We start from the raw sequence: 24,449 nt of genomic DNA on the forward strand, positions 1-24,449 counted from the left end.
GCCGTGGCCCCATGCGAGCAGCTGCGCCGGCCCGTCTCATCCCCGGCTGTGCAGCAGCTCAACGGCACCGCGCGTCCCGAGCACCGTGCTCACCACGCCGTCACCATCGGGCTCAACGGTTTCATCAAACCCGCGGGCGACTTCGCCAAGAGGCACGACCTCATCACCCTCGGCCGCGAGGACCTGAAGCGATGGGCCCACGGCACCCACCTCTACGACGTCGTCCGGGCGGGCGGCGCACCTTGACCCGGTCAAGGTGCGCTTCGGTCAGTCAAGTGCGCTGGTCCCCAAGTGGTCCCCAAAAACGAGTCAGGGGCCGTTTCAGATCTTTCTGAAACGGCCCTTGACCTGCGACTCTTTCGAGTCGGGACGACAGGATTTGAACCTGCGACCCCTTGACCCCCAGTCAAGTGCGCTACCAAGCTGCGCCACGTCCCGATGTCCACTGCCTTCCGGGCGGTCCCTTCCGGCGGCGACAGACAGAACAATACCCCAAGCTCACGGCTGGTTTGAAACCGGTTCGGCGTCCTCGGGGCGGGGTCGGCGAGAATCGGCACATGAGCACTTCGCGCGGCGCCGGCCGGGACCGGGACGAGACGGGCAGGGCGCGCAACGCCCGGCCGCGGGACGGCCTGGGCCGACCGCTCCCCTACGGCAGCACCGGGGTGGCCCGGCAGCCGGAGGGCGTCGTGCGGACTCCGGAGGAGACGGTCGCCGAGGCGCAGTCGCTGCTCGACGCGGGGCGGCCGTTCCACGCGCACGAGGTGTTCGAGGACGCGTGGAAGTCCGGTCCGCCGGAGCAGGAGGCCCTGTGGCGCGCGCTCGCCCAGCTGGCGGTGGGTCTCACCCACGCGGCGCGGGGCAACACGAAGGGAGGCGCGCGCCTGCTCCGCCGGGGCGCTGCCTCCCTGGAGTCATGGCCGGGCACACCCCCGGCCCGCCTGAACACCCGGGCCCTGATCGAGTGGGCCCACGCCCTGGCGCACCGGGTGGAGTCCGGTGGCCCGGTGGATCCGGCCGCCGAGGCCCCCGGTCTCACGAGCGCCCCGTAGAGGCGCGAGGCCGTGTCGGTGTGCGGCCCGTTCCCGCGTGCGCACAGCCCGCATACGGGTGACGATGCGAACGTGACCACAGACACCGCCGCACCCCCCGCCGAAGCGGCGCAGCCCCCCGTTCTGGACAAGCGCCGCCGCAACGTCGTCTTCGTCACGATCATGCTCGGCATGCTGCTGGCCGCCCTGGACCAGACGATCGTCGGCACGGCGCTGCCGACGATCGTCTCGGACCTGGGCGGCGCCGCCCACATGTCCTGGGTCGTGACCTCCTACCTGCTCGCCGAGACCGTGGCGACGGTCCTGGTCGGCAAGTTCGGTGACCTGTTCGGCCGCAAGATCGTCTTCCAGGTCTCGGCGATCGTCTTCATCACGGGCTCGTTCCTGTGCGGCCTCGCCACGAACATGTCGCTGCTGATCGCCTGGCGGGCGATGCAGGGCATCGGCGCGGGCGGCCTGATGGTCACCTCGATGGCGCTGATCGCCGACGTGATCCCGCTGCGCGAGCGCGGCAAGTACCAGGGCGCGATCGGCGCCGTGTTCGGCGTCTCCACGGTCGTCGGCCCGCTCCTGGGCGGCCTGTTCACCGACCATCTGACGTGGCGCTGGGCGTTCTACGTCAACGTGCCGATCGCGATCGTCGTCGTCATCGCGGCGGCGCGCACGATCCCGGTCGTGAAGTCGGCGGTCCGGCCGGTCATCGACTATCTGGGCATCGCCCTGGTGGCGGTCGGCGCGAGCGCGCTGATCCTGGCGACGAGCTGGGGCGGCAACGAGTACGCGTGGGGCTCCGGGGTCATCATCGGCCTGTTCGTGGGCGGCATCGTGGCGCTCGGCCTGTTCTGCGTGGTGGAGACGCGGGCGGCGGAGCCGATGCTGCCGATGCGGCTGTTCCGCAACCCGGTCTTCACGGTGTGCTCGGTGCTGAGCTTCATCGTGGGCTTCGCGATGCTGGGCGCGATGACGTTCCTGCCGACGTATCTCCAGTACGTGGACGGGGACTCGGCCACGATCTCGGGCGTGCGGACGCTGCCGATGGTGATCGGTCTGCTGGCCGCGTCCATCTTCTCCGGCAACGTGGTGAGCAAGACGGGCCAGTACCGCCTGTTCCCGATCGTCGGCTCGCTCGTGATGGCGCTCGGCCTGTATCTGCTGTCCCTGATGGATCCGTCGACCAGCACCTGGCTGTCGTCGCTGTACATGCTGGTGCTGGGGCTCGGGATCGGACTGTGCATGCAGGTCCTGACGATCGCCGTGCAGAACACCGTGGAGTACGCGGACCTGGGCACGGCGACGTCCGGCGTCACCTTCTTCCGTACGCTCGGCAGCTCGTTCGGCACCGCCGTGTTCGGGACCATCTACGCGAACTCCCTCAAGCCGAACCTCACGGAAGGCGTCGCGGAGGCGGCCCGCGCGGGGACCGGGGTGGATCCGGCGACGCTGGCCGGGGCGGCGCAGAGCCCGGAGGGGCTGCATCAGTTGCCAGCGGCGGCGCAGGGGCCGATCGTCGACGCGTACGCGGACTCGCTGCACACCGTGTTCCTGTGGACGGTGCCGGTCGCGCTGATCGGTTTCGTGGTGGCGCTGTTCCTGAAGCAGGTGGCGCTGCGCGACAGTGCGCGGATGGGCTCCTCGGACATGGGCGAGGGCTTCGCGCAGCCGACGACGAGCGATTCCGAGCGCGTCCTGGAGCGGGCGGTGAGCTCCATCGTGAAGTCGGCGGACCTGGACACCGCGCGCCGGATCCTCGACTCCTCGGACTCGCGGCTCGACATGGCGGGGGCCTGGGCGGTGATGCAGGTGGAGTTCTTCACCCGGATGGTCGGTCACGCGAGCCTCGGGATGATCGCGGCCCGGCGGCGGCTGCCGCCCGAGGTCCTGGTGCCGGTGTTCCAGCGGATGGTCGACGAGGGCTATCTGACCCGGACGGGCTCGTACTTCTCGCACACGGCGGCGGGGCGGCGCGAGGCCGAGGTGTTCAACCGGGCGTGGGGCAACTGGCTGAGCGCGCGGGTCGAGGAGGACCTGGGCCGGCCGCCGGGTGAGGACCTGCGGACGGCGGTGGACACGATCGCGAAGCGGCTGCTCGTGGAGGACCTGGCACAGGGACTGCCGCAGCGGCCCGGTTCGGCCCGCATCCTCAGCCCCTCCTAGGACCTGGCCCGTTCAGCGCAGCAGGAGTTGCAGGCCGCCGAGGACGGTCGCCGCGAGGACGAGCTGTTCGAAGAGCCGCTGATTGATGCGGTTCACCGCCCACTTGCCGATGAGGGCGCCGGGCACGACGAACGCGGCGAGGGCGGCGTCGAGCAGCAGGGACTTGCCGTCGATCAGGCCGAGGCCGACGCTGAACGGCACCTTCGCGGAGTTCACGATGAGGAAGAACCACGCGGAGGTGCCGAGGAATCCCAGCTTCCGGAAGCCCGCGGAGAGCAGGTAGAGGGAGAGCACGGGGCCGCCCGCGTTGGCCACCATCGTGGTGAACCCGCCGAGGACCCCGTACGAGCCGGCCTTGATCCGTGCCGTGCGGGTCGCCGTCTCCTCCGGTTCGGGCCGTTCGGCGGCGCGCCGGCGCCACACCGTGACGGCGGCCATCAGGAGCAGGATCGCACCGATGCTGGTGCGCACGGCGCCGTCCCCCGCGAAGCCGAGGAAGACGGTGCCGATGACCACGCCGACGGCGACGGCGGGGAACAGCCGCCACAGGGTGGGCCAGTGGGCGTGCCGCCGGTAGGTGAGCACGGCGAGGACGTCGCCGCAGATGAGGATGGGCAGCAGCACGCCCGTGGACTCACGGGCGGGCAGGACGGCGGCGAAGACGGCGAGGCTGACCGTGTTGGCGCCACTGACGGCGGTCTTGGAGAAGCCGACGAGGACGGCCGCGACGGCCAGCGCGGCGAAGCCCCAGGGCGTGATCCCGAATATCTCGTGCATGCGGAGACCGATGCTAGCCGCATCGATCTCCGCCACCGCGCCGGGAGGTCAGGCGGAGCGGTACGCGTCCCGCAGCTCTCGCTTGAGGACCTTCATGCTGGGGCCGAGCGGCAGTTCGCCGGTGATCTCGACGCGGCGCGGGTACTTGTGCTTGGCCAGGTGCTCCCTGGACCAGGCGATGACGGCGTCCGGGTCGGCGCTCTCGCCCTCCTTGGGCACGACCACGGCGCAGACCTCCTCGCCGTGCACGGGGTCGGGCAGCCCGATGACGGCGACGTGGGCGACGGCCGGGTGCCGCATCAGGACCTCCTCGACCTCGCGCGGGTACACGTTGAAGCCACCGCGGATGATGACGTCCTTCTTGCGGTCGACGATGGAGATGTAGCCGTCGGCGTCCTTGGTGCCGAGGTCGCCGGTGCGGAACCAGCCGTCGACGAGGGCCTGCGCGGTCGCCTCGGGGCGGCCCAGGTACTCGGTGAAGACGTTGTGGCCGCGCACGACGATCTCGCCGAGCTCGCCGGCGGGCAGCAGTTCGACGCGCTCGTCGACCTCGGCGCGGGCGATCTCGACGTCGACGCCCCAGATCGGGTGGCCGACGGTGCCCGCCTTGATGCCGTACCAGGGCTGGTTGACGGCGGCGACGGGCGAGGTCTCGCTGAGTCCGTAGCCCTCGTGGATGCGGGCACCGAACGTGGCCTCGAAGGCCTCCAGGACCGCGAGCGGCAGGGAGGCGCCGCCGGAGACGGCCACGCGGAGCCTGGGCAGTTCGGCGGCGTCCCGGGCGGCGGCGAGCAGGTGGACGTACATCGTGGGCACGCCGTGGAAGACGGTGACGCCCTCACGGACCATCAGGTCGATGGCGCGGGCGGCGTCGAAGCGGGGCAGCAGGACGAGCGTCTTGCCCGCGCGCCACACGGCGTTGAGGGAGGCGGTCTGGCCGAAGGCGTGGAAGAAGGGCAGGGCGCCGAGGACGATGTCGTCGGGGCAGTACTCGTGGGCGTCGAAGGCGTCCACGGTGGCGTTCATGACGAGGTTGAGGTGGCTGAGGACGGCGCCCTTGGGGACGCCGGTGGTGCCGCTCGTGTAGAAGATGACGGCCGCGTCCTCGGGGCCGCGGGCCGCGTACACGTCGAGCGGGGTGGCCCCGGCTGCGGCCGCGTCGAGTTCGCCGTCCTCGCCGAGGGTGGCGACGCGGGCTCCGGCGGCCTCGGCGGCGGCGCTTCCGACGGCGGCCTGTCCGGGGTGGCACAGGAGCAGGTCGACGCCGCTGTCGCGGAGCACGTGCGCGGCCTCGTCGGCGGACAGCAGGAGGTGGACGGGGACGACGACACCGCCGGCCGCGAGGATCGCGTAGTAGGCGCGCGGGAAGTCCACGGTGTTCGGGGCCATCAGGGCCACCCGGTCGCCGGGCCGGACGCCGTACGTGTCGACGAGCGCTCCGGCGCGGGCGCGGACCTGGTCCCACAACTCACCGAAGGTGAACCGCTGGTCGCCCTGGACGAGGGCGGTCTTGTCGGGCCTGCGGCGGGCGTTGTCGGCGAGGATCGCGGCGAGCGAGAGAGTGGCCATGAGGGGGTGGTGCTCCGTTCCTTGCTGGTGGTGCGAGTCCTTGCTCGGCGGTGCGAGTCCTTGCTGGTGGTGCGGCCGGCCGCGGGACCGGGGCCCCGCGGCCGACGTCCTGACGTGGTACGGGAGTTCAGCCGCGCTCGACGAGCACGGCGCTGCCCTGGCCGACGCCGACGCACATGGTGGCGAGGCCGCGCCCGGCGCCGGTGCGGCGCAGACGGTGCAGCAGGGTGGTGAGGATGCGGGCGCCGGAGCAGCCGAGGGGGTGGCCCAGCGCGATGGCGCCGCCGGTCGGGTTGACGAGCCCGGGGTCGATGCCGAGGGCGTCGACGCAGGCGAGGGCCTGGGCGGCGAACGCCTCGTTGAACTCGGCCTCCTGGACGTCACCGATCCCCCAGCCGACGCGGGCGAGCGCCTTCTGTGTGGCGGGGACGGGGCCGATGCCCATGACGTCGGGGTGGACTCCGGCGGAGGCTCCGGCGACGTAGCGGCCGAGGGACTCGAGGCCGAGGTCGTTCAGTGCCTGCTCGCTGACGAGGAGGAGTCCGGCGGCTCCGTCGTTCATCGGGGAGGCGTTGCCCGCGGTGACCGAACCGCCCTTGCGGAACACGGGCTTGAGACCGCCGAGCTTGTCCAGGGAGGTGTCGGGCCTGATGCACTCGTCGGCGTCGACGACGACCCCGTCGGGCCGGGTGACGGGCAGGATCTCGGCGTCGAAGAGTCCGTCCTTGCGGGCGGCGGCGGCGCGCTGGTGGCTGCGCAGGGCGAAGGCGTCCTGGGCCTCGCGCGAGACCCCGTACCGCTCGGCGACCTCCTCGGCGGTCTCCCCCATCGCGAGGACGCCGTGCAGGTCCTTCATCTTCGGGTTGACCAGGCGCCAGCCGAGGCGGGTGTCGTAGGTCTGCATGCTGTGGGGCAGCGCGTCGTCGGGGCGGGGCAGGACGAACGGGGCCCGGCTCATGGACTCGGAGCCGCCCGCGAGCACGATGTCGGCCTCGCCGGCGGCGATGGTGCGGGCGGCGGTGGTGACGGCCTCCAGGCCGGAGGCGCACAGCCGGTTCACGGTGGCGCCGGGCACGGTCTCGGGGAGGCCCGCGAGCAGCGCGGCCATGCGCGCGATGTTGCGGTTGTCCTCACCGGCCTGGTTCGCGGCGCCCCAGTAGACGTCGTCGATCCGGGCGGGGTCGAGGGCGGGCACGTCGTCGATCAGGCCCCGGATCACGGTCGCGGCGAGGTCGTCGGGCCGGACGGTGGAGAGGGACCCGCGCAGCTTCCCGATCGGGGTGCGGCGCGCGGCGGCGAAGTGGACAGGACGCACGGTCAGCTCCTGAGGTGACGCGGACGGTACCAAAAATTAGCACTGCTAGTTTTGGACTATAGACCCGGCGCTCGGCCCCTGGGAAGAGCCGTCCGGGCGGGAAAGAGGTACCCGGCGCTCCGCATCTCAGGGCTGGCCCTGATGTCCCGCCCCGCCCGGCTCTCCTAATCTGGAGCTCCGGCACCGCTCCGCGGACGACGTACGGGGGACCACGGGGGAGCACGGGGGACGGCGTCGTCTCCGGAGCGGACAGCCGGAACCTCTTGGGTGCGCGGCCTCAGCCGCGCAGGTAGGTGAGCACCGCCATCACCCGGCGGTGCTCCATGAGGTCGGGTTCCAGGCGCAGCTTGGTGAAGATGTTCCGGACGTGCGTCTCGACCGTCTTGCCGCCGATGACCAGTTTCTGCGCGATGGCCTCGTTGGACCGCCCTTCCGCCATCAGGGCGAGGACGTCCCGCTCCCGCCCGGTGAGCGTGCCGAGCGGTCCGGCGTGACCCGGACCCTCCATCAGCCGGGCGACGACCAGGGGGTCCAGCACGGTCTCCCCCGCCGCGACGCGTTCGAGGGCGCCGCGCAGCTCGTCGATGTCGGCGACGCGCTCCTTGAGCAGGTAGCCGAAGCCCTCGGGCCGGTCGGCGAGCGCCTGCACGGTGGCGGAGGTCTCGACGTACTGGGAGAGCAGCAGGACGCCGATGCCGGGGTGCGCCTCACGCAGGGCGGCCGCGGCGAGCAGGCCCTCGTCGGTGTGGGTGGGCGGCATGCGGATGTCGAGCAGCACCGCGTCCGGCGTGTGTTCGGCGGCGAGCGCGAGCAGCGGGCCGGGGTCGCCGAGCTCGGCGGCCACCTCGATGCCCTCGTCGGTCAGCAGCCGGACGATGCCCTGCCGCAGCAGTGCCGAGTCCTCGGCCACGATCACACGCACGGCAGCTCCGCCCTGATCCTGGTCCCGCCGCCCGCGGGACTGTGTATGTGCAGTACACCGTCGACGGCGGCGAGCCGGTCGGCGAGGCCGCGCAGGCCGGTGCCGCGGGCCGTGTCGGCGCCGCCGACACCGTCGTCGACGGCCTCGACGACGAGCCGGCCGTCCTGGTGCCGCGCCGAGACGCTGACCGCGCGGGCGCCGGCGTGCTTGGCCGCGTTCGAGAGGGCCTCGCAGACGGTGAAGTACGCGGTCGACTCGACGAGCGGGTCGTAGCGCCGGGCCTCGGCCGCGACGACGACCGGCAGGGCGGCCTCCCTGGCCAGCGCGTTGAGCGCGGGGGCGAGGCCTTCGCGGGTGAGGACGGCGGGGTGGATGCCCTGGGCGATGCCGCGCAGTTCCTGGATGGCGAGGCGCAGGCTGGACTCGGCCTCGTCGGCGGCCTCGCGCAGCTTCTCGTCGGGGTGCTCGGCGAGCCCCTTCTGCACCCGGCGCACGGACATCAGGGCGAACACGAGCCGGGCCTGCGCGCCGTCGTGCAGGTCGCGCTCCAGGCGGCCGCGCTCCTCGTCGGCGGCGCGGACGATGCGGGTGGCGACGTCCTTGGCGCGGGTGCGCAGCCACACGTTCTCCAGCGCGAGACGCAGCGCGGCGGCGACGGACGCGAGCAGTTCGGGGTCCTCGGCGAGCGCGCGGTCGTGGTGGAGCAGGGCGAGCGGGCGGCCGTCGGCGGCGCGGACCGGGGTGCGACCGGGCCCCTCGGGGTTGACCTCGCGGCCCGACCCGTCCACGTAGCCGCCGCGCTCCTCGCGCCACAGGCCGAGCCGGAGCGTCGGGTCGCCGAGGACGCGGACCAGGGCCTCGCGCACGCGCGCGGGGTCGGGGTCGGTGCCGACGTCGATCACGAGCCCGCTGACCTCGGCCCGCTGCAGGTGCAGGCGCAGCAGTCCGCCGAGGAAGGCGAAGGGGACGGCGACCTGGGCCAGGTCGGAGAGCAGATAGACGGCCTGCTCTCCGAGCGAGCCGACCTCGCCGAACCAGGGGACGACGTAGAAGAGCATGTCCCACATGAGGAAGGCGACGGCGACGCCGATGCCGATCCAGGCGGGGAGCAGGGCGCGGCGGCGGGCGGCGGAGGCGTGCCGCCAGCGCTGGACGACGGCGACGGCGGCGACGACCGAGACCAGCCAGCCGGCCGCGTGGTAGGCGGCGTCGAAGGTCCCGAAGAAGCCGTCCCAGGCCGGTACGTGCAGCAGGTTCGGGCCGCAGTTCCGGCAGTCGAGGTAGGTGGCGCCGGTCTCGCGCCGGGGGTCGAACAGCAGGGTGCGGATCAGGCCGCCGACGGCGACGAGCCCGTAGGTGAACACGACCAGGCGGCGGGTCAGGACGGTGGTCAGGCGGCCCTCGGGGAAGGAGAGCATGAGGTGCAGCAGGATCGCCATGTTCAGCGCCTCCCACCAGGCGCCGAAGGCGAACAGGGCGGGCACGGAGGTGCCCTGGAGGTTGCCGAAGAACCAGGTGATCCCCTCGGCGACCATGAGCCGGCCGGTGTGGTTGGCGGGCCTGCGCCGCCAGGCGACGAGACCGGCGACAACGTACGCCCAGCCGACGGCCAGGTCGCGCACGAGGTCGCTCGCGGACGCGCCGGCCCGTGCGTAGGCCCAGGATCCGACGCCGCCGGACAGCACGGCGAGGGCCGCGGCCCCTGTCAGCTGGAACCGAACCGTCCGCTTCCCCTGACTGTCCACGGTCACACGTTAAGCCATTTCTGAGGAGGACACGGAAGCCGCCCCCGCGCGGGAGCGGGAGCGGCTTCTGTGGCGGGCGCGGGGACCGTCAGACGGTCGCGAGCGGCACCGGGAACGTCGGGTACTCGACGCCGGAGACGTGCTGGACGACCCGGATGACCTGGCACGAGTAGCCGAACTCGTTGTCGTACCAGAGGTAGAGGATCGCGTTGTCGCCGTCGACCTTGGTGGCGCCGGCGTCGACGATCGAGGAGTGACGCGAGCCGATGAAGTCGCTGGAGACCGCGTCGGGCGAGTCGGTGAAGTCGATCTGGCGCTTGAGCGGCGAGGTCAGCGAGATCTGGCGCAGGTGGTCGAGGACCTCCTCGCGCGAGGTCTCACGGCCCAGGCGCAGGCTCAGGATGGCGATCGAGACGTCCGGGACGGGGACGCGGATCGAGCTGCCCGTGATCGGCGCCTTGAGGTCCGGGAGGGCCTTGGCGACGGCGGAGGCGGCACCGGTCTCGGTGATCACCATGTTGAGCGGCGCGCTGCGGCCGCGGCGGTCGGCCTTGTGGTAGTTGTCCAGCAGGTTCTGGTCGTTCGTGAACGAGTGGACGGTCTCCACGTGACCGCGCAGCACGCCGAACTCGTCGTCCATCGCCTTGAGCGGCGGCACGATCGCGTTCGTGGTGCAGGACGCGCAGGAGATGACCTGCTCGTCGGGCTTGATCATGTCGTGGTTGACGCCGTGCACGATGTTCGGCACGTCACCCTTGCCGGGCGCGGTCAGGACGACCTTGTCGATGCCCGGGCGCAGGTGCTTGGACAGGCCCTCGCGGTCCCGCCACTTGCCCGTGTTGTCGATCAGGATCGCGTCCTTGATGCCGTACGCGGTGTAGTCGACCTCGGAGGGGTCGTTCGCGTAGATCACCTTGATCGCGTTGCCGTTGGCGACGATCGTGCTGTTCGCCTCGTCCACGGTGATGGAGCCCTGGAACTGGCCGTGGATCGAGTCGCGGCGCAGCAGCGAGGCGCGCTTGACGAGGTCCTGCTCACCGCCGCCGCGCACGACGATGGCGCGCAGGCGAAGGCCCTTGCCGGAGCCGGCCTTCTCGATGAGGAGGCGGGCGACGAGGCGGCCGATGCGGCCGAAGCCGTAGAGGACGACGTCACGGCCGGAGCTGCGCTCCGCCTTGTTGGCACCGGTGGCACCGGCGACGGCCTCGGCGGTGAACTCCTCGACGCTCAGACCGCGCTCGTCGGTCTTGTACGTCGCGGCAAGCATGCCGATGTCGATCTGCGAGGGCCCCAGGTCGAGCGAGGTCAGGGCCTGCAGGAACGGCATGGTCTCGATGACCGAGAGCTCCTCGCCGGCGATCTGCCGGGCGAAGCGGTGGGTCTTGAGGATGCTGACCACCGACTTGTTCACCAGGGAGCGGCTGTGCAGCAGGACGTTCACGTCCCGCTCGCGGTGCAGCTTCCCGATGATCGGGATCATGGATTCCGCGGTCTCCTCGCGGGTGTTCCAATTGGTGAACGAGTCGTCGTTGACAGTCACTGGCACATCTTTCGAGCTAGGCGGCGCTCATATGCTAACCCGACCGTCCGCCGGCCCGTCGTCGGCCCCCTGCCCCGGGCGCCTCGCTCACCGGTCGGCGAAGGCTCCGCCGGGCCCGAAGACCCGCTCGGCGAAGCGCTCCCCGATGCGCCGGTGGGCGGCCGCGTCCGGGTGCAGTTCGTCGGGCAGCGGCAGTTCGGCGTAGTCCGCGGCGCCGTACAGCTCGCGCCCGTCGAGCAGGTGGAGGCGCGGGTCACCGGCCGCCCGCTGGGCCACCACCCTGGCCAGTTCCTCGCGGATCACCTCGAGCGTGAGCTTCCCGTACGCGCGCTCCGCGGGGTCGCCCAGCGCGGCGAACTTCAGCTGCCCGTCGGCGAGCGAGGAGAAGTCGGGGGCGCCCGGTCCGGGGGTCCGCTCGTGGATCGGGCAGAGGATCGGCGAGACCACGAGCAGCGGGGTCTCGGGGTGGCCCTCCCTGATGGTGTCGAGGAAGCCGTGGACGGCGGGGCCGAAGGCGCGCAGCCGCATCAGATCCAGGTTCACCAGGTTGATGCCGATCTTGACGCTGACCAGGTCGGCCGGGGTGTCGCGCAGGGTGCGGGCGGTGAACGGGTCGAGCAGGGCGCCGCCGCCGAAGCCCAGGTTCAGCAGCTCGACCCCGGCGGCGGACGCGGCGAGCGCGGGCCAGATCGCGGTGGGGCTCGCGGCGTCGGAGCCGTGGCTGATGGAGCTGCCGTGGTGCAGCCAGACCGGGCGGCCGCCGTCGGGCAGCGGCTCGACCGGGGCGTCGGCGCGCAGGCCGACGAGTTCGGTGGTCTCGTTGTGCGGCAGCCAGATCTCGACGTCCTTGACCGTGCCGTCGAGGCCGTCGAAGCGGAGGGTGCCGGGCGCGCCGGGCGTGTGCGCGAACGTACCCTTCGTCATGTCGACGGTGACGACGTGACCGCCGGGCACGGACCCCTGGGCGAGGAGCCGGCCGTCGACGACGAGGTCGTAGACGCCGTCCGGGCGGGGCGGCACGCCGACGTAGGCGCGCTTGGTCGGCAGTGTGTCCAGTTCCACAACCGTGGCGCGGGTGCGGAAGGCGAGGCGGACGCCGGAGGGCTGGGACTCCGCCATGGTGAGCTGCCCGTCGGTGTTCTGGGCGCGGGCCCACGCGGGCAGCCGGTGCGGCAGCAGTCCGCCGCGCTCGGTCCGCTCCGCCTCGAGGGCGCCACGCAGGAGCGCGGGGGTCAGGTCGGCGGGGGTGAGGGGCGGGGCCATGGCGGGCCTCTCTGTGAGGGGTCGGCGCCCTAGGAGGCGTTCGGGGCGGGCCAGTTGCGCAGGAGGGCGTCGAGGGCGTCGAGGGTGCGGGTCCACGACTCGTCCGAGTCGGGCGCGCTGTGACTGAAGCCGCCGGACGCCTCCAGGCTCACGTAGCCGTGGAAGACGCTGCCCAGGAGTCGTACGGCGTGGGTCTGTTCGGGCTCGTCGAGGTCGTAGCCGCGCAGCACCGCCCGCGTCATCCGCGAGTGCTGCGGGCCCGCGCTCGCGGCGGCGGTCTCGGGGTCGAGGCGGAGCTGGCCCGCCGCGTACCGGCCGGGGTGCTCGCGGGCGTAGTCGCGGTAGACGTTCGCGAGCGCGACGAGGGCGTCCTTCCCGGCCCGCCCGGCGAGGGCGTCGACCGCGCGGTCGGCGAGCTCCTGGAGGGCGAGCAACGCGATCCGCACCTTCAGGTCGTGCGAGCTCTTCACGTGCGAGTAGAGGCTCGCGACCTTGACGTCGAAGCGGCGGGCGAGCGCCGAGACGGTCACCTGCTCGAAGCCGACCTCGTCGGCGAGCTCGGCGCCCGCCTCCGCGAGCCGTTCCGCGTTCAGCCCCGCACGCGCCATGACACCCCTTCCGCGATGTTCCAAAGTTCCGAACTCGATTATGCGTTTGCCTAAAGCTTTTAGGCAACTTAGCCTCGCTCTTATGAAGCCACTGACAGAGCAAGAGATCCGCGCCTCGTTCGTGAACTGCACCAAGGGTGAGGCGAAGCGCCTGTCCGTGCCGCACGATCTGGCCGACCGCCCCTGGGACGACCTGGACTTCTTCGGCTGGCGCGACCCGCAGGCCCCCGACCGCGGCTATCTCGTCGCGCCGCTCGCCGACGGTCTGCGCGGCGCCGCGCTGCGCAGCACGCACGCGCCCTCGGGGCAGAACCGCCGCAGCCTGTGCCGGCTGTGTCTGACCGCGCACACCGGCGGTGTCTCCCTGATGGTCGCCCCGAAGGCGGGCAAGGCCGGCAAGCAGGGCGACTCGGTCGGCGCGTACATCTGCAGCGACCTCGCGTGTTCGCTGTACGTACGCGGGAAGAAGGACGCGGGGATGGGGTCGCGGCTGCCCGAGACCCTGACCCTGGAGGAGAAGATCGAGCGCACCCTGGGGAACCTGACCGCGTTCTTCGCGAAGATCACCGCATGACGAACGCGTCGAGGCCGCACCCCGCGCGGACGCGGAGCCGGCCTCGACGGGTGCGACGCGTCAGTTGCCCGGCGCCGGGGAGGCCGTCTTGTCGGCCTCGATGTCGAACTTCATCTGCTTGCCCTCGACCGAGGTGACCTTGACGGAGACACCGAGGCTGCTGCCGTCGCTCGCGGTGAGCGTGCACCGGCCGGTGGCCCCGACCTTGCCCTCCAGGTCCTCGGGGCAGGTCACGTCCGGCTTCGGCTGACCGGTCTGCGCCGCGAGCGTGGTCGCGATCTTGTCGGCGACCTTCTCCTTGGACATCTTGGGCGTCGAGGTGCCCACGTGCGCCTCGACGGAGCAGCCGGCGAGCAGCGCACAGGCGGCGACCGCGACGAGAGCCGGGACACCTGCGGACAGTCGGGGCTTGATCATGAAGGGGTTCTCCGTCGAACGGTCGCTGGAGCGAATCTGCGGCTGGGACCACGGCAGCCTAGTGGCTGCCCCGGCGGCTTCGCGGGCCGACCGCGTCAGATCCGCAGCCGGTCGAAGGTCACGAGCCCGCGCGCCCCGCTGCCCCCGCCCGCCGCCGTCATGAACGCGCCCACGTCCTGCGCCGCCCCCGCCCGCGCGAGGGTCGCCGTCCCGACCGTGGTCCAGGTGGACCCGCCGTCGGTGCTGAACTCCCCCTTGTACGCGGTCCCTTCCCGCGTCAGCCGCAGCTCGACCGGCGCCGCCACCGAGCCGCCGCCCGCGGAGAGGAACGTCTCCAGGCGGCCGTCGCCGCCCGCGTCCCAGCTCAGGACGACGCCGTTGGCCGGGGTGAGGGCCAGGTTCACGAACCCGGCCGCGCCGTTCGTGGCGAGGTCGTCACGGACGACGAGTCCGGCGCGCGCCCAGTTGCCGGTCCGGTCCTGCGAGAGGACCCGTACGGACGCGGAGCCGCCCGCGGCGAAGGCGCCGGGACGGTACACGGCCCCGAACTCGTTCGTCCCGCCCCACAGATCGGCGCCACCGCCCTCGATGGCGAACGTGTCGCCGGACTGCCCGAACACGGCACTGTTGAACGACACGGTCCGGTACGGATCCTGGACGGCTCCCCCCGCCATGACGCGCACTCCGGCGACGGCGGCGCCCCGCTCCCGGCCCGACCGGTACGCGGCGTCGACGCGGATCCGGGCCACGATCTCGGCGGGCGTCCCCGTGAGCGTGAGGGTGAAGCGGGCGGTGAAGGTCGCGCCGGGCGCCACCGAGTCGGCGGTCACCGGCCCGTCGGGCACGGCGGTCAGCCCCTCGGGCACGTCGAGCGCGAGCGTCACGTCACGGGCGGCCGTGAAGCCGTTGTGGTTGGTGAACACGACCTCGACACCGGCGGGGTGGCCGGCGGAGACCGTGCCCTGAAGGGCCTTGGCCCGTACCGACGCCTGGTCCGCGCCGTCGGCGAGAGCGTCGCGGATGCGGCGGGCGAGCGCGAGGATCGACCCCGTGGTGCGCGTCGGGTGCGTCTCGTGGCCGTGCGCCCAGCGGTCCTCCAGCGCGAACCAGTCGATCGCGGCGGGCCGCTCCCCCGACTCGAGCGCGGCGGACAGCGCGTCGAAGTACGTCTTCCAGCGCTCGCGGTAGAGGCCGCCGACGAGCCCGGCCCACTCGCGGTTGGCGTAGTCGTGCAGACCGCCGTCCTCGCTGCCCGAGCGGCCGCCCCAGGTGGTGAGGAGGGACCGGGCGTCGTACTCCAGGCGGTCGCGCTCCGCGGCGTCGGCGCCCCAGGCGCGCGCGTCGGCGATCCAGCGGCCGAGGAGGTGCTGTCCGGAGGTGGCGAGGGCCTGGTCGAGGAGGTCCGTCCACGTGAGCCAGGTGCCGGTCAGCCGCTGGAACAGGGCGCGGTCCCCGGCCTCGTAGGCGGACTTGATCTGCGGGAGCAAGATGCGGCTGCGGTTGGAGAGCACCTGCCGGGTCACGTCGAGCAGGTCGTACCGGTAGGCGCTGGAGGCTCTGAACTCGGGCGCCACAGCGAGCAGTTCCGTCAGGGCCTCGTCGAAGGCGGCCAGGTCGTAGCGGGGCGCGGCCGGGCTCCACGACGCTGCGTTGGTGACGGTCAGGGAGGGGCGCGCGCCGAACAGGCCGTCGGGCGGCTCGCTCCAGGAGTCGGTGCGCCGGGTGCCGTACGCGGTGCGGCGCAGCACCTGCCAGGCGGCGGCCGCGTGCGGGTCGTCGCCTCCGTAGCGGGAGGCGGCCCACCGGTCGAACCACTGCTCCAGGTCGACCGTGCCGGGTGTCCAGGCGAGGTCGCAGAGCAGGGCGAGGGCGGCCGGGTTGTTGTCGGCGCCCTCGGGCATCGCGGCGATCCCGGACAGCTTGCTGCCGGTCTTGTCGCGCCACTTCGGGTAGGTGTCCACCCAGTCGGGGGTGTTGGCGCCGAGGGTGGTGTGTCCGCCGAAGTTCCAGATGCTGCCGTACGCGTATGGGGCGCCGGCCCAGTCGCGTTCGCGGTCGGTGACGCTCGGGAAGCGGTCGGAGAGGCCGTCGACGACGAGCATCCGGGAGGTGTCGACGGCCTCGACGATCTCGCGGCGCGGATTGTTCTGCCAGCCGAGCAGCGCCCACACGGCGCCCGGCCTGGCCTTCTGCAGGCAGGCCTCGACGGCGCGCGCGGCGTCGCCGACGGGCACGTCACCGGCCCGGCCGCCCTCGTGCAGCAGGTCCATCTTGTACATGCCGCTGGGGCCGAGCCGTTCGCCGAGCCGGGCGTAGAACTCGGCGCCGACCTCGGCGAACGCGGGCGTGCGCGGGTCGAGCCAGTCGGGCCGCTCGAAGCCGACCCAGGTGCCCTGCGGGACGACCTTCGCGCCGGGTTTGCGGTCCGGGAAGCCGCCGGGGACGGTGCCGAAGTAGCCGGGGAACACGGGGGTCATGCCGAGCTCGCGGACCCGGTCGGCGACCTTGCGGCCCAGTTCCGCGCGGCGCTCCAACAGGCCGCGGCTGACGGGCCCGCCGAACCCGGACATGTTCTGCAGCAGCCACCAGGGCTGGTGCGCGGGCGCGGGGATCCAGGAGAGCAGCTCGGCCTCGGAGTAGCCGAAGCGGCGGAAGGTGTCGTGGTAGACGGCGTCCGCGCCGAGCGTGACGAGCACCTCGTTGAAGCCGTGCAGGGCGAGGACGTCGAGCTCGCGCTGCCAGGCGTCCCAGTCGCGGTAGGGGCCGGTGTAGCCCTCGTTGGTGTCGTTGAAGGCGAAGCGGTGGGCGACGTTCGCGCCCGCGGCGATCTCGCCGTCCGGGGCGGGCAGCCGGTGCGGCAGGTCGAGCTGCTCGCCGTTCCAGGTGATGGACGCGTGCGCGGTCTCGCGGAGGTAGGCGTGCACCCCGGCGAGCAGGACGGCGGGGCTCGTCCCCTCGACGACGACGCGTCCGCTCGTCCCGGTGACCCGGTAGCGGTCGGCCGCGCCGGCGACCGGCCGCAGGACGAACTGCCCGTGGTGGCCCGGGAGAAGGCGGCGCAGCGCCGCTTCGGCGGGACCGGTGTCGAACCGTCCGTCGGACGCGGCCTGCGCGGCGCCGGCGCCGGGCGCGGGCAGCACGAGGAGGGCTCCGCCGAGCGCGGCGGTGCCGGTGAGCAGACGTCTGCGGGTGACACCTCTGTGGTCGTTCACATGCGTCCTTCCGGAGCGGCCCGCCGGTGCGCGAGGGCAGGCGACAGGACGAGGATGCAAGAACTTGATTGATCCATCCATTTTTCAAACAGGATCAGTCAGGTGTCAACGGGTGGTCGAGACCTGTTCACACCGTTTCCCAGGCCCGCCCGACGACCACGTCGTACGGGGACGTCCCGGCCCGCGCCTGCTCCAGGGCCCCGCCGACACCGGGCAGCGGACGCTCCCAGTCCGCGGCCGACCATCCGTCGTGCAGGGCCGTGATCGTGCGGCCGCGTCCGGCGTCGACGTGCACGAACTCCCCGGTGACGACGGCCAGTACGGCCTCGTCGAGCACTTCCAGAATGCCCGCGGAGCCGTCGTCGCAGGCGTCGCAGCCGCAGTCCGGGACCAGGGCGGCCGGCACGGCGGGCTCCCCCGCGCCGACCGTGAGCACGGTCCGCGGCACGCCGTCGATCGCCCCGAACCCGAACAGGAGCGGCACCGCGCCCGCACTGCCGAGCGGCCACAGCCGTACGGCCTCGTCCACGGAGACGGCGGGCTCCCCGCGCCACAACGCGCCTGCGGCCCGCGGGATCCGTTCCTCCCGCGCGAGCCCGAGCCCGCACAGCGCGCGCGTCCACGCCTCGGCGCGGGCGGCGAGGACGCGGTACTTCGCGGGGTCGAGGCAGCGCGAGTACTCCTCGTCCGCCGGCTCCCGGTCGGCGTGCGGATCGGGCCAGGGCGGGGTGTCCGCCCCGGTCTCGGCGAACGCCTCGTCAACGGCCCTGAGCAGTACGGATCGGTCCATGCCGGGGACCTTACGCGGGCGTCGCGGAGGCTCCGATTCCGTCGGGCAGGACGTAGGGTTCGAAGCGGCCGGCCGCGGGCCGGCGGCGTACGGGAGACACGGGGAGGAGCGGCGATGGCGGACGCGGCGAAAGAGTCGTGGAGTTCGGAGCTCACGTCGGTGGTGGTGTACGCGCGGGGCGCGGTGTGCGTGCGCCTGGCCCGGGGCGCCGTACCGGCGGACGGCCGGGTCCGGGTGACGGGACTGCCGCGCACCCTCGACCACGGATCGCTGCGGGCCCGGGTGCTCGACGCCTCCGGTGTCCGCGTGACCGAGGCCCGGGTCGTCGTCGAGGCCGAACCGCCCGCGCCCCAGGCCCCCGAGGACCTGCGCCGCGAGGTGGAGCGTCTGTACGAGGAGCAGCGCGCGGTCCAGACGCGCCGGGACCGCCAGAGCCGCCGGATCGACGAGGTCGCCGCCCTGCGCCCGGTGGCGCCGCCGCGCCGGCGGGACGAGCCCGCGTACCGGCGCACCCCGGTCGGCGCGTGGCTGGAGCTCGCGGAGTTCGTCGACGCCCGCCTGACGACGCTGCACGCCGGACTGGCCGAACTGGACGAGCGGCTGCGGGTCCTGGAGCACGAGATCGACCTCGCCGCGGACCGCCTTGCGCGTGCGTCGACGGACGCCCCGTCCTCCCCCGTGCCGACCACGGTCGCGGCCGACCTCGTGCTCACCGGGCCTCCGGGCGAGGTCCGCGTCGAGCTGGAGTACCGGACGCCGGGCGCGGTCTGGGTCCCGTCGTACCGGCTGACGCACCTTCAGGGCGAGGGCGGCGGCCGCCTGGTGCTGCGCGCGTCGGTCGCGCAGCGCACCGGCGAGGACTGGACCGGGGTGCGCCTCGGCCTGTCCACGGCCGATCTGCACCGGCCCACCGGGGTGCCGGTCCTGCGCTCGGTCCGCATCGGCCGCAGCCAGCCCGTCCCGGCACCGTCCGGCTGGCGCGAGCCGCCGGCGGGGCTCGGCGAGCTGTTCGCCGGGTACGACGGGGCGGGACCGCGGCCGCTCGCGCCCAGGGGTGCCGTGGCCGGCGGGGCCGCCGACGTCTCCGAGGACTTCGAGCTGGAGCCCGCGTCGACGCCCGCGGCCGCGCCGCAGCGGGCTCGCCGTGCGCGGACCGGGGGCGCCCGGCCCAGGGCGGCCGGGTTCGGTGCCCCGCCGCCCGCCGCGCCGGCCCCGCCCGGCGGTATGCCTCCCGCGTACGGCGGCGCCCCGGTGCCCCCGCCGGCTCCCGGGGGTCCGGTCCCGGCCCCGCAGGGCCTCGCCGGAAGTCCCGTACCGCCGCCTCCCCCACCGCCGCCCGGCCCCCCGCGGCCGAGCGACGCCGAACTCGACTACGCGGACCTGGTGCTGGCCGGCCCCGAGGCCCCGGCCGCCACGCGCGGACTGCTCTCGCCGGGCACCCCGGCCGACCCGGTGGCCGTCCAGTACCGGCGCCGCGCCCAGTCCGTGTCCGCGCTGGCGCTGCCCGCCCACGCGGTGCGCCCGCGCGAGTCGGCCGGTTCCTTCGACCACCGCTACGACGCCCAGGGCCCCGCCGACATCCCCGCCGACGGCACCTGGCACACCGTCACCGTCACGGAGCTGCCGGTCGGTCTGCGCACCGAGTACCTGTGCGTGCCGTCCGTCGAAGAGACCGTGTACGCGACGCTGGTCGTCTCCAACGCCACCGACCAGGCCCTCCTGGCGGGCCCGGTCGACGTCACGGTCGACGGCGATCCGCTGCCGACCACGGCGCTGCCCACGCTCGCGCCGGGTGGCACCGGCCGGGTCGGGCTCGGGCCCGCCGAGGCGATCCGGGTGGCGCGCCGCACCGAACAGCACGAGTCGACCGCGGGTCTGCGGAGCACGACCACGGTGCTCACCCACCGCGTCCACGTGGAGCTGGCCAACCGGCTGCGGCGCCCGGTCACCGTGGAGGTCCGCGAACGGGTCCCCGTCACCTCCGAGTCGGACATCCGGATCGAGGAGCGCGCCGACTGGACCCGCCCGGCCGACGGCGAGGGCCCCGACCGGCACGTCCCGGGCACCCGCCTGTGGCGCGTCGAGGTGCCCGCGGGCGACACCGCCGTGCTGGACGGCGGCTACGAGATCCGGATCCCGGCCGCCAAGGCCCTCACCGGCGGCAACCGGAGGAGCTGACCCATGACCCAGAACATCCTGTTCGACGCCCCGCTGCCCGTCACCGCGGTGACGTGTCTGGAGGACCGCGCCCAGATCGAGCGCACCACCGAGGTCGAGCTCCCGGCCGGCGTCCACCGGCTGCGCCTCGGCCCGGTCGGCGCGCTCGCCGTCGACCGCAGCCTGCACGCCGAACTGACCGGCGCCGAAGCCACCGTCCTGGACGTACGGATCGTGCGGGCGTGGACCCCGCGCGGCCCCCAGCCGCCCACCGAGGACGACTCCCCGCTGCGCCACCGGCTCCACGCCCTCACCGAGGAGCAGCAGAGCCTGGAACAGCGCCGCGACCGCCTGACCGCCCGCCTGGACGTGCTCGCGAAGCTGGCCACGGACCTCCTGCGGGACATCGCCGAGGGCGCCGGCACGGGCGAGAGCGAGCCTGAGCGCTGGAGCGCGGAGCTCGACCGGGTGGACGCCGAGCGCGCCACCCAGGAGGACGAACTCACCACGGTCACAGGGCGCCTGAGCGTCGTGACGGACGAACTCGGCGAGACCTACCGGGTGTTGAACCTATCCGAGTCCGAACCCCCCTCCCTGACCGCGCACGTGGAACTCACCGTCGAGGCCGTGGCACCCGCCCGCGCCGGCCTCCGCCTGACCCACCTCACCCCGTGCGCCCTGTGGCGCCCCGCCTACCGGGCGACCCTCGACGGCGGCGAACTCACCCTCCAGACCGACGCGATGGTCTGGCAGCGCACGGGCGAGGACTGGTCGGACGTGGCCCTGACCCTGTCGACGGCCCGCTCCACCCGCGCCACGACTCCGCCCCGGCTCGTCGAGGACCGCCTCACCCTGCGGGACCGCTCGACGGAGGAGCGCCGCACGGTCGCGGTCGCCGTGCGCGAGGAGGACATCAGCGACGTCGGCCCGCTCGAGGTGTCCGGCCTCCCGGGCGTGGACGACGGGGGCGAGACCCGCGTCCTGCACGCCCCGTCCCCCGCGTCCGTCCCCTCCGACGGCCGCGCCCACCGCGTCCCGCTCACCACGGCGACGGCACAGGCCCGCACGGAACAGGTCTGCGCCCCCGAGCTCTCCCCTCTCGTCACCCAGGTCGCCCGCTTCACGAACCCCACGGGCCACGCCCTGCTCGCGGGCCCCGTCGACCTGATCCGGGGCAGCGGCTTCACGGGCCGCGGCACGCTCCCCTTCACGGCCCCCGGCGCACCCCAGGAACTGTCCTTCGGCACCGCCGACACCTACCGGGTCACGCGCAGAACGGAAGAGTCCCGCGACACGACGACGCTCACCCAGCGCACCGTGATCACCCGCACGGTCCGCCTCCACGTCTCCCGCTTCTCACCTCCCGGCGAGACCGCCCCCGAGACGATCACCCTGCGCGAGCGCGTCCCGGTCTCGGAGGTCGCGAACGTCGACATCCGTCTCCGCAAGGAGTCCTGCGACCCGTCCCCCGACACCCTCGACACCGAGGGCATCGCCCGCTGGGACCTCACCCTGCCACCGGGCGGGCGGGCGACGGTGACGCTGGTGTACGAGGTGGTGGCGGGGGCGAAGGTGACGGGGTTGTAGTCCGGCGGGCGGGGCGTCGGCCCGGCGTCAGCGCCGCTCCGACTCCTCGCCCACGTCCGACGTCTCACCCGCGACCGGCTCCTCGCCCGCGGCCGGTTCGGCATCCGGCCCGGCCGCACGGCGACGGCGGCGCACCAGTACGACGCCGCACACCGCGAGCGCGAGCAACACGACCCCGGCCACGCCCCAGGAGGTGTGCCGGGTGAACAGCCAGCGCAGGAAGGCCAGCGCCCCCGTACCCACGAGGCCGTACAGCGTGGCCCAGGCCGCGCCGCCGACGAAGAGGGCGGGGAGGTAGCGGCGCAGGGGCATGCGGAGGGTGCCGGCGACGAAGTTGACGGCGGTCTGGAAGCCGACCGTCAGGAAGGAGACGGCGACCACCGGCATCCCCCAGCGCCGGATCGCCCGCTCGGCGCGCTCCAGGCGGGCCGCCGGGATCCGCTCGGAGAAGCGGCTGCGCCGCACGCCGGACCCGACGAACCAGCCGGCGGCGAACGTCGCCCCGGCTCGCAGCAGGATGACGGCATACAGCCCGGCGACGGTGAGTACAGCCCCGTCCACGACGCTCCTCATTCCCCCGTGCACCAGGTCAGTGGACACGGCACGCCGACAGCGCATCGAACAGCGATTCTACGGACGCCGCCCCGTCGGCCCCGCCCCCGGGTCCGACGGACGGCCTGATCAGAGCGCAGGGCGGCAGAAAGTGTGGCACGCGGGGGCGGCGGAACCAGGTAACGTCATCGCCATGTTCTTCCAGACGCCGATTTACGAGTGAGCGTGACGGGCCGCCGTTGACGTCCGTCGCCGCCGCGCCCCTCCTCCACCGATGAATCCGTAGATCACTTCACCTCACCACCGGGAGAACCCGTGACCGACAGCAAGAACATCAACAACCCCGTGGGCCAGGGCGGCGGCCCGCGCAAGCGGCTGTCCCGCGCCGAGCGGCAGAACAACGGCCCGCACCGCAACCGCGACCGTGAGAGCGCCGCCGAGAAGAAGGCGGAGCTGCTGCGCAAGATGCGCGAGAAGGCACGCGGGACCGAGGGGACCGCGCAGGCGGGCGACGACACCGCGCAGAGCTGACGCACCACCGCATGACAGCAGGGCCCGGACCGTGACGCGCGGTCCGGGCCCTGCTGTCGTGTCGAGGGCTCCCGCCACACGGCCACACACCCGGAACACGGCGAAGGCCGTCCTCTCATGGATGAGAGAACGGCCTCCGACCTGCGTTTCCGCACAGTCGGGACGACAGGATTTGAACCTGCGACCCCTTGACCCCCAGTCAAGTGCGCTACCAAGCTGCGCCACGTCCCGATGCCCGCTGACCTGGGCTTTCGCCCGGCCGAACGTGCACGGAAACCATACCGCACTCCGGGCCGTGGTCGCGCATCCCTTTCCGTCCCGGCGGGCCGCGGGCTACGGACCTGCGGTGATCAGCGCGACCGCCGTCCGGGTCACCTCGCGGTCGGGCGGGGTGTCGTCGAGGGCGCCGTGCAGGGTCAGGCCCTCGATCAGGGCGTCGAGGCGGCGCGCGGCAGGTGCGCTGAAGTGCTGTTCCAGGAGGCGGCGGCTGCTCCGCATCCAGGCCGCGGTCAGGGTCCGGTACTCGGGGCGGCGGGCGGCCAGGGTGTAGAGCTCCTGGGTCAGGACCAGGTCCCGGCGCGGACCCTCGGCGACCGCGTGGATCAGCGTGGTCACGGCCTCACGGGCCTGCTCGGGGGTCCGGGCCGGGGCCAGGTGGCGTTCGAAGACGGCGACGATGTGCGCGGCGAACCCGGTGAAGGCCTCCCTGAGCAGGTCGTCGATGCCGGTGAAGTGGTACGTCATGGAGCCGAGCGGGACCCCGGCGCGGGCCGCGATCTTGCGGTGCGAGACGCCGGCGACGCCCTCGTCTGCGATCAGGTCGAGGGTGGCGGCGAGGACCGTCTCGCGGCGCCGGGGGTCGGTCTGTCCGGTGGCCATGAGAGTCGCCGCGGTCAGATCGTGCGGACGGGGCGGGCCGGATTGCCGACCGCGACGACGTTCGCCGGGATGTCGCGGGTGACGACGGCGCCGGCCCCGATCACGCTGTTGTCCCCGATCGTGACGCCCGGGCAGACGATGGCGCCGCCACCGAGCCAGACGTTGTCCCCGATGGTGACGGGCCGGGCGGCCTCGAGCTTGTCGCGGCGCGGCTGGGGCTCGACCGGGTGGGTCGGGGTGAGGAGCTGGACGTTCGGGCCGATCTGGCAGTCCTCGCCGATGGTGATCGCGGCGACGTCGAGCGCCGTCAGGTGGTAGTTCACGAAGGTCCGGGCGCCGATCGTGATGTTGCTGCCGTAGTCGACGTAGAGGGGCGGCCGCAGTTCCACGTCCTCGCCGACGGAGCCGAGCAGTTCGTCGAGGAGCGGGCGGGCCGCGGCCGGGTCCTCCAGGTGGGCGGCCTGGTAGCGGGCGGCCAGGCGCATGGCCCGCTGCTGGCGCCGGGCGATCTCGGGGTCGTCGGCGATGTAGAGGTCCCCGGCCTCCATGCGCTCCAGCTGGGAGCGCGGGTCGTCGGCGAGGGCGTCCGGCGCGGGGCGGGGTGTCGTGGACTCAGGCATGCGTACGATCGTACGCCTCGCAGTGTACGAACGTACGCCCCCGGCCGTCGGTCTCGACTGCCTGCGGTCGGAGCGGCGCGCGTACGCGTGGGTCATGCGGCTCCACCGCGGGCTGCCCCGGGCGGCGGCCGGTACGTGATGGAGCGGCCCGAGCCGGTCGATCCTCCGGCCGCCTGCCGCGCCCT

At 73.3% G+C, this 24,449-nt stretch carries 22 protein-coding genes and 2 tRNA genes; 8 read left to right on the plus strand and 16 right to left on the minus strand.

Features of this window, described 5'->3' with window-relative positions; translation table 11 throughout:
* The first annotated feature begins 48 nt into the window (after nucleotides 1-48).
* The gene (locus tag IAG42_RS04965; protein ID WP_188335793.1) at nucleotides 49-246 is read left to right on the plus strand and encodes a hypothetical protein; all 198 of its coding nucleotides are present in this window, start codon (nucleotides 49-51) and stop codon (nucleotides 244-246) included.
* Between the two features lie 118 nt (nucleotides 247-364).
* On the opposite strand, the gene IAG42_RS04970 is transcribed toward IAG42_RS04965, so the two are convergent.
* Nucleotides 365-438, minus strand: a tRNA-Pro gene (locus tag IAG42_RS04970).
* A gap of 119 nt (nucleotides 439-557) precedes the next feature.
* Here IAG42_RS04970 and IAG42_RS04975 point away from each other — a divergent pair.
* Both IAG42_RS04975 and IAG42_RS04980 read left to right on the plus strand, forming a co-directional pair.
* Nucleotides 558-1,052 (plus strand): DUF309 domain-containing protein, encoded by a 495-nt coding sequence (locus tag IAG42_RS04975; RefSeq protein ID WP_188335794.1) that lies wholly within the window; start codon nucleotides 558-560, stop codon nucleotides 1,050-1,052.
* Nucleotides 1,053-1,124: 72 nt separating this feature from the next.
* The gene (locus IAG42_RS04980) at nucleotides 1,125-3,206 is read left to right on the plus strand and encodes an MDR family MFS transporter (RefSeq protein WP_188335795.1); all 2,082 of its coding nucleotides are present in this window, start codon (nucleotides 1,125-1,127) and stop codon (nucleotides 3,204-3,206) included.
* A gap of 12 nt (nucleotides 3,207-3,218) precedes the next feature.
* Here the strand turns inward: IAG42_RS04980 and IAG42_RS04985 are convergent, their stop codons facing one another.
* From IAG42_RS04985 to IAG42_RS05020, 8 genes are all read right to left on the minus strand, one after another.
* Complete coding sequence (locus IAG42_RS04985) at nucleotides 3,219-3,983, minus strand: sulfite exporter TauE/SafE family protein (RefSeq protein WP_188335796.1); 765 nt, start codon at nucleotides 3,981-3,983, stop codon at nucleotides 3,219-3,221.
* 48 nt (nucleotides 3,984-4,031) lie between these two features.
* On the minus strand, nucleotides 4,032-5,552 hold the full coding sequence (locus IAG42_RS04990; RefSeq protein ID WP_188335797.1) for a long-chain-fatty-acid--CoA ligase: 1,521 nt from the start codon (nucleotides 5,550-5,552) through the stop codon (nucleotides 4,032-4,034).
* 127 nt (nucleotides 5,553-5,679) lie between these two features.
* A complete protein-coding gene (locus IAG42_RS04995) occupies nucleotides 5,680-6,867 on the minus strand; it encodes a thiolase family protein (protein ID WP_188335798.1) in 1,188 nt (395 codons plus the stop codon).
* A 277-nt stretch (nucleotides 6,868-7,144) separates the two neighbouring features.
* Nucleotides 7,145-7,783 (minus strand): LuxR C-terminal-related transcriptional regulator, encoded by a 639-nt coding sequence (locus tag IAG42_RS05000; protein ID WP_188341192.1) that lies wholly within the window; start codon nucleotides 7,781-7,783, stop codon nucleotides 7,145-7,147.
* The gene (locus IAG42_RS05005) at nucleotides 7,780-9,534 is read right to left on the minus strand and encodes a sensor histidine kinase (RefSeq protein ID WP_188335799.1); all 1,755 of its coding nucleotides are present in this window, start codon (nucleotides 9,532-9,534) and stop codon (nucleotides 7,780-7,782) included. The genes IAG42_RS05000 and IAG42_RS05005 overlap by 4 nt, the downstream gene beginning before the upstream one ends.
* A gap of 88 nt (nucleotides 9,535-9,622) precedes the next feature.
* Nucleotides 9,623-11,074 carry a glyceraldehyde-3-phosphate dehydrogenase gene (locus IAG42_RS05010; protein WP_188335800.1) on the minus strand — a complete coding sequence of 484 codons (1,452 nt, stop codon included), beginning with the start codon at nucleotides 11,072-11,074 and terminating at the stop codon, nucleotides 9,623-9,625.
* A gap of 87 nt (nucleotides 11,075-11,161) precedes the next feature.
* Entirely contained in the window at nucleotides 11,162-12,337 is a 1,176-nt protein-coding gene (locus tag IAG42_RS05015) for a GDSL-type esterase/lipase family protein (protein WP_188335801.1), read from the minus strand.
* A gap of 29 nt (nucleotides 12,338-12,366) precedes the next feature.
* Nucleotides 12,367-12,945: a TetR/AcrR family transcriptional regulator gene (locus IAG42_RS05020; protein WP_188335802.1), complete on the minus strand. Its 579-nt coding sequence runs from the start codon at nucleotides 12,943-12,945 to the stop codon at nucleotides 12,367-12,369.
* An 82-nt stretch (nucleotides 12,946-13,027) separates the two neighbouring features.
* On the opposite strand from IAG42_RS05020, the gene IAG42_RS05025 reads away from it, so the two are divergent.
* Nucleotides 13,028-13,519, plus strand: a complete 492-nt coding sequence (locus IAG42_RS05025; protein WP_188335803.1) for an FBP domain-containing protein — start codon at nucleotides 13,028-13,030, stop codon at nucleotides 13,517-13,519.
* Between the two features lie 60 nt (nucleotides 13,520-13,579).
* Here the strand turns inward: IAG42_RS05025 and IAG42_RS05030 are convergent, their stop codons facing one another.
* The 3 genes from IAG42_RS05030 to IAG42_RS05040 form a co-directional block, all read right to left on the minus strand.
* On the minus strand, nucleotides 13,580-13,936 hold the full coding sequence (locus IAG42_RS05030) for a DUF4333 domain-containing protein (protein ID WP_188335804.1): 357 nt from the start codon (nucleotides 13,934-13,936) through the stop codon (nucleotides 13,580-13,582).
* A 95-nt stretch (nucleotides 13,937-14,031) separates the two neighbouring features.
* Nucleotides 14,032-17,148 carry an alpha-N-acetylglucosaminidase gene (locus IAG42_RS05035; RefSeq protein WP_223205865.1) on the minus strand — a complete coding sequence of 1,039 codons (3,117 nt, stop codon included), beginning with the start codon at nucleotides 17,146-17,148 and terminating at the stop codon, nucleotides 14,032-14,034.
* Between the two features lie 127 nt (nucleotides 17,149-17,275).
* The gene (locus IAG42_RS05040; RefSeq protein ID WP_188335806.1) at nucleotides 17,276-17,938 is read right to left on the minus strand and encodes a DUF6226 family protein; all 663 of its coding nucleotides are present in this window, start codon (nucleotides 17,936-17,938) and stop codon (nucleotides 17,276-17,278) included.
* Between the two features lie 114 nt (nucleotides 17,939-18,052).
* On the opposite strand from IAG42_RS05040, the gene IAG42_RS05045 reads away from it, so the two are divergent.
* Nucleotides 18,053-20,116, plus strand: a complete 2,064-nt coding sequence (locus tag IAG42_RS05045) for a DUF4139 domain-containing protein (RefSeq protein ID WP_188335807.1) — start codon at nucleotides 18,053-18,055, stop codon at nucleotides 20,114-20,116.
* A 3-nt stretch (nucleotides 20,117-20,119) separates the two neighbouring features.
* Nucleotides 20,120-21,682 carry a mucoidy inhibitor MuiA family protein gene (locus tag IAG42_RS05050; protein WP_188335808.1) on the plus strand — a complete coding sequence of 521 codons (1,563 nt, stop codon included), beginning with the start codon at nucleotides 20,120-20,122 and terminating at the stop codon, nucleotides 21,680-21,682.
* Nucleotides 21,683-21,709: 27 nt separating this feature from the next.
* Here IAG42_RS05050 and IAG42_RS05055 read toward each other — a convergent pair whose 3' ends face one another.
* On the minus strand, nucleotides 21,710-22,243 hold the full coding sequence (locus IAG42_RS05055; RefSeq protein WP_223205866.1) for a DedA family protein: 534 nt from the start codon (nucleotides 22,241-22,243) through the stop codon (nucleotides 21,710-21,712).
* A 306-nt stretch (nucleotides 22,244-22,549) separates the two neighbouring features.
* Here IAG42_RS05055 and IAG42_RS05060 point away from each other — a divergent pair, with 306 nt between their 5' ends.
* A complete protein-coding gene (locus IAG42_RS05060) occupies nucleotides 22,550-22,765 on the plus strand; it encodes a DUF6243 family protein (protein WP_188335810.1) in 216 nt (71 codons plus the stop codon).
* Between the two features lie 157 nt (nucleotides 22,766-22,922).
* Here IAG42_RS05060 and IAG42_RS05065 read toward each other — a convergent pair.
* From IAG42_RS05065 to IAG42_RS05075, 3 genes are all read right to left on the minus strand, one after another.
* Nucleotides 22,923-22,996 (minus strand) — tRNA-Pro (locus IAG42_RS05065).
* A 102-nt stretch (nucleotides 22,997-23,098) separates the two neighbouring features.
* Nucleotides 23,099-23,644 (minus strand): TetR/AcrR family transcriptional regulator, encoded by a 546-nt coding sequence (locus IAG42_RS05070; RefSeq protein ID WP_188335811.1) that lies wholly within the window; start codon nucleotides 23,642-23,644, stop codon nucleotides 23,099-23,101.
* Between the two features lie 14 nt (nucleotides 23,645-23,658).
* On the minus strand, nucleotides 23,659-24,264 hold the full coding sequence (locus tag IAG42_RS05075) for a sugar O-acetyltransferase (protein ID WP_188335812.1): 606 nt from the start codon (nucleotides 24,262-24,264) through the stop codon (nucleotides 23,659-23,661).
* Between IAG42_RS05075 and IAG42_RS05080 the strand changes: the two genes are divergently transcribed.
* The gene (locus tag IAG42_RS05080) at nucleotides 24,263-24,403 is read left to right on the plus strand and encodes a hypothetical protein (RefSeq protein WP_188335813.1); all 141 of its coding nucleotides are present in this window, start codon (nucleotides 24,263-24,265) and stop codon (nucleotides 24,401-24,403) included. The two genes, IAG42_RS05075 and IAG42_RS05080, sit on opposite strands and share 2 nt — an antisense overlap.
* Nucleotides 24,404-24,449 lie beyond the last annotated feature (46 nt).

Source organism: Streptomyces xanthii, assembly GCF_014621695.1.
GTDB lineage: Bacteria > Actinomycetota > Actinomycetes > Streptomycetales > Streptomycetaceae > Streptomyces > Streptomyces xanthii.

What these genes read in the sequence shown, in the direction of transcription:
- IAG42_RS04975 (WP_188335794.1), top strand. Translation starts at nt 558, where the DNA reads ATGAGCACTTCGCGCGGCGCCGGCCGGGACCGGGACGAGACGGGCAGG.
- IAG42_RS04985 (WP_188335796.1), bottom strand. Translation starts at nt 3,983, where the DNA reads ATGCACGAGATATTCGGGATCACGCCCTGGGGCTTCGCCGCGCTGGCC.
- IAG42_RS04990 (WP_188335797.1), bottom strand. Translation starts at nt 5,552, where the DNA reads ATGGCCACTCTCTCGCTCGCCGCGATCCTCGCCGACAACGCCCGCCGC.
- IAG42_RS05015 (WP_188335801.1), bottom strand. Translation starts at nt 12,337, where the DNA reads ATGGCCCCGCCCCTCACCCCCGCCGACCTGACCCCCGCGCTCCTGCGT.
- IAG42_RS05020 (WP_188335802.1), bottom strand. Translation starts at nt 12,945, where the DNA reads ATGGCGCGTGCGGGGCTGAACGCGGAACGGCTCGCGGAGGCGGGCGCC.
- IAG42_RS05025 (WP_188335803.1), top strand. Translation starts at nt 13,028, where the DNA reads ATGAAGCCACTGACAGAGCAAGAGATCCGCGCCTCGTTCGTGAACTGC.
- IAG42_RS05030 (WP_188335804.1), bottom strand. Translation starts at nt 13,936, where the DNA reads ATGATCAAGCCCCGACTGTCCGCAGGTGTCCCGGCTCTCGTCGCGGTC.
- IAG42_RS05040 (WP_188335806.1), bottom strand. Translation starts at nt 17,938, where the DNA reads ATGGACCGATCCGTACTGCTCAGGGCCGTTGACGAGGCGTTCGCCGAG.
- IAG42_RS05045 (WP_188335807.1), top strand. Translation starts at nt 18,053, where the DNA reads ATGGCGGACGCGGCGAAAGAGTCGTGGAGTTCGGAGCTCACGTCGGTG.
- IAG42_RS05050 (WP_188335808.1), top strand. Translation starts at nt 20,120, where the DNA reads ATGACCCAGAACATCCTGTTCGACGCCCCGCTGCCCGTCACCGCGGTG.
- IAG42_RS05070 (WP_188335811.1), bottom strand. Translation starts at nt 23,644, where the DNA reads ATGGCCACCGGACAGACCGACCCCCGGCGCCGCGAGACGGTCCTCGCC.
- IAG42_RS05080 (WP_188335813.1), top strand. Translation starts at nt 24,263, where the DNA reads ATGCGTACGATCGTACGCCTCGCAGTGTACGAACGTACGCCCCCGGCC.
- IAG42_RS05075 (WP_188335812.1), bottom strand. Translation starts at nt 24,264, where the DNA reads ATGCCTGAGTCCACGACACCCCGCCCCGCGCCGGACGCCCTCGCCGAC.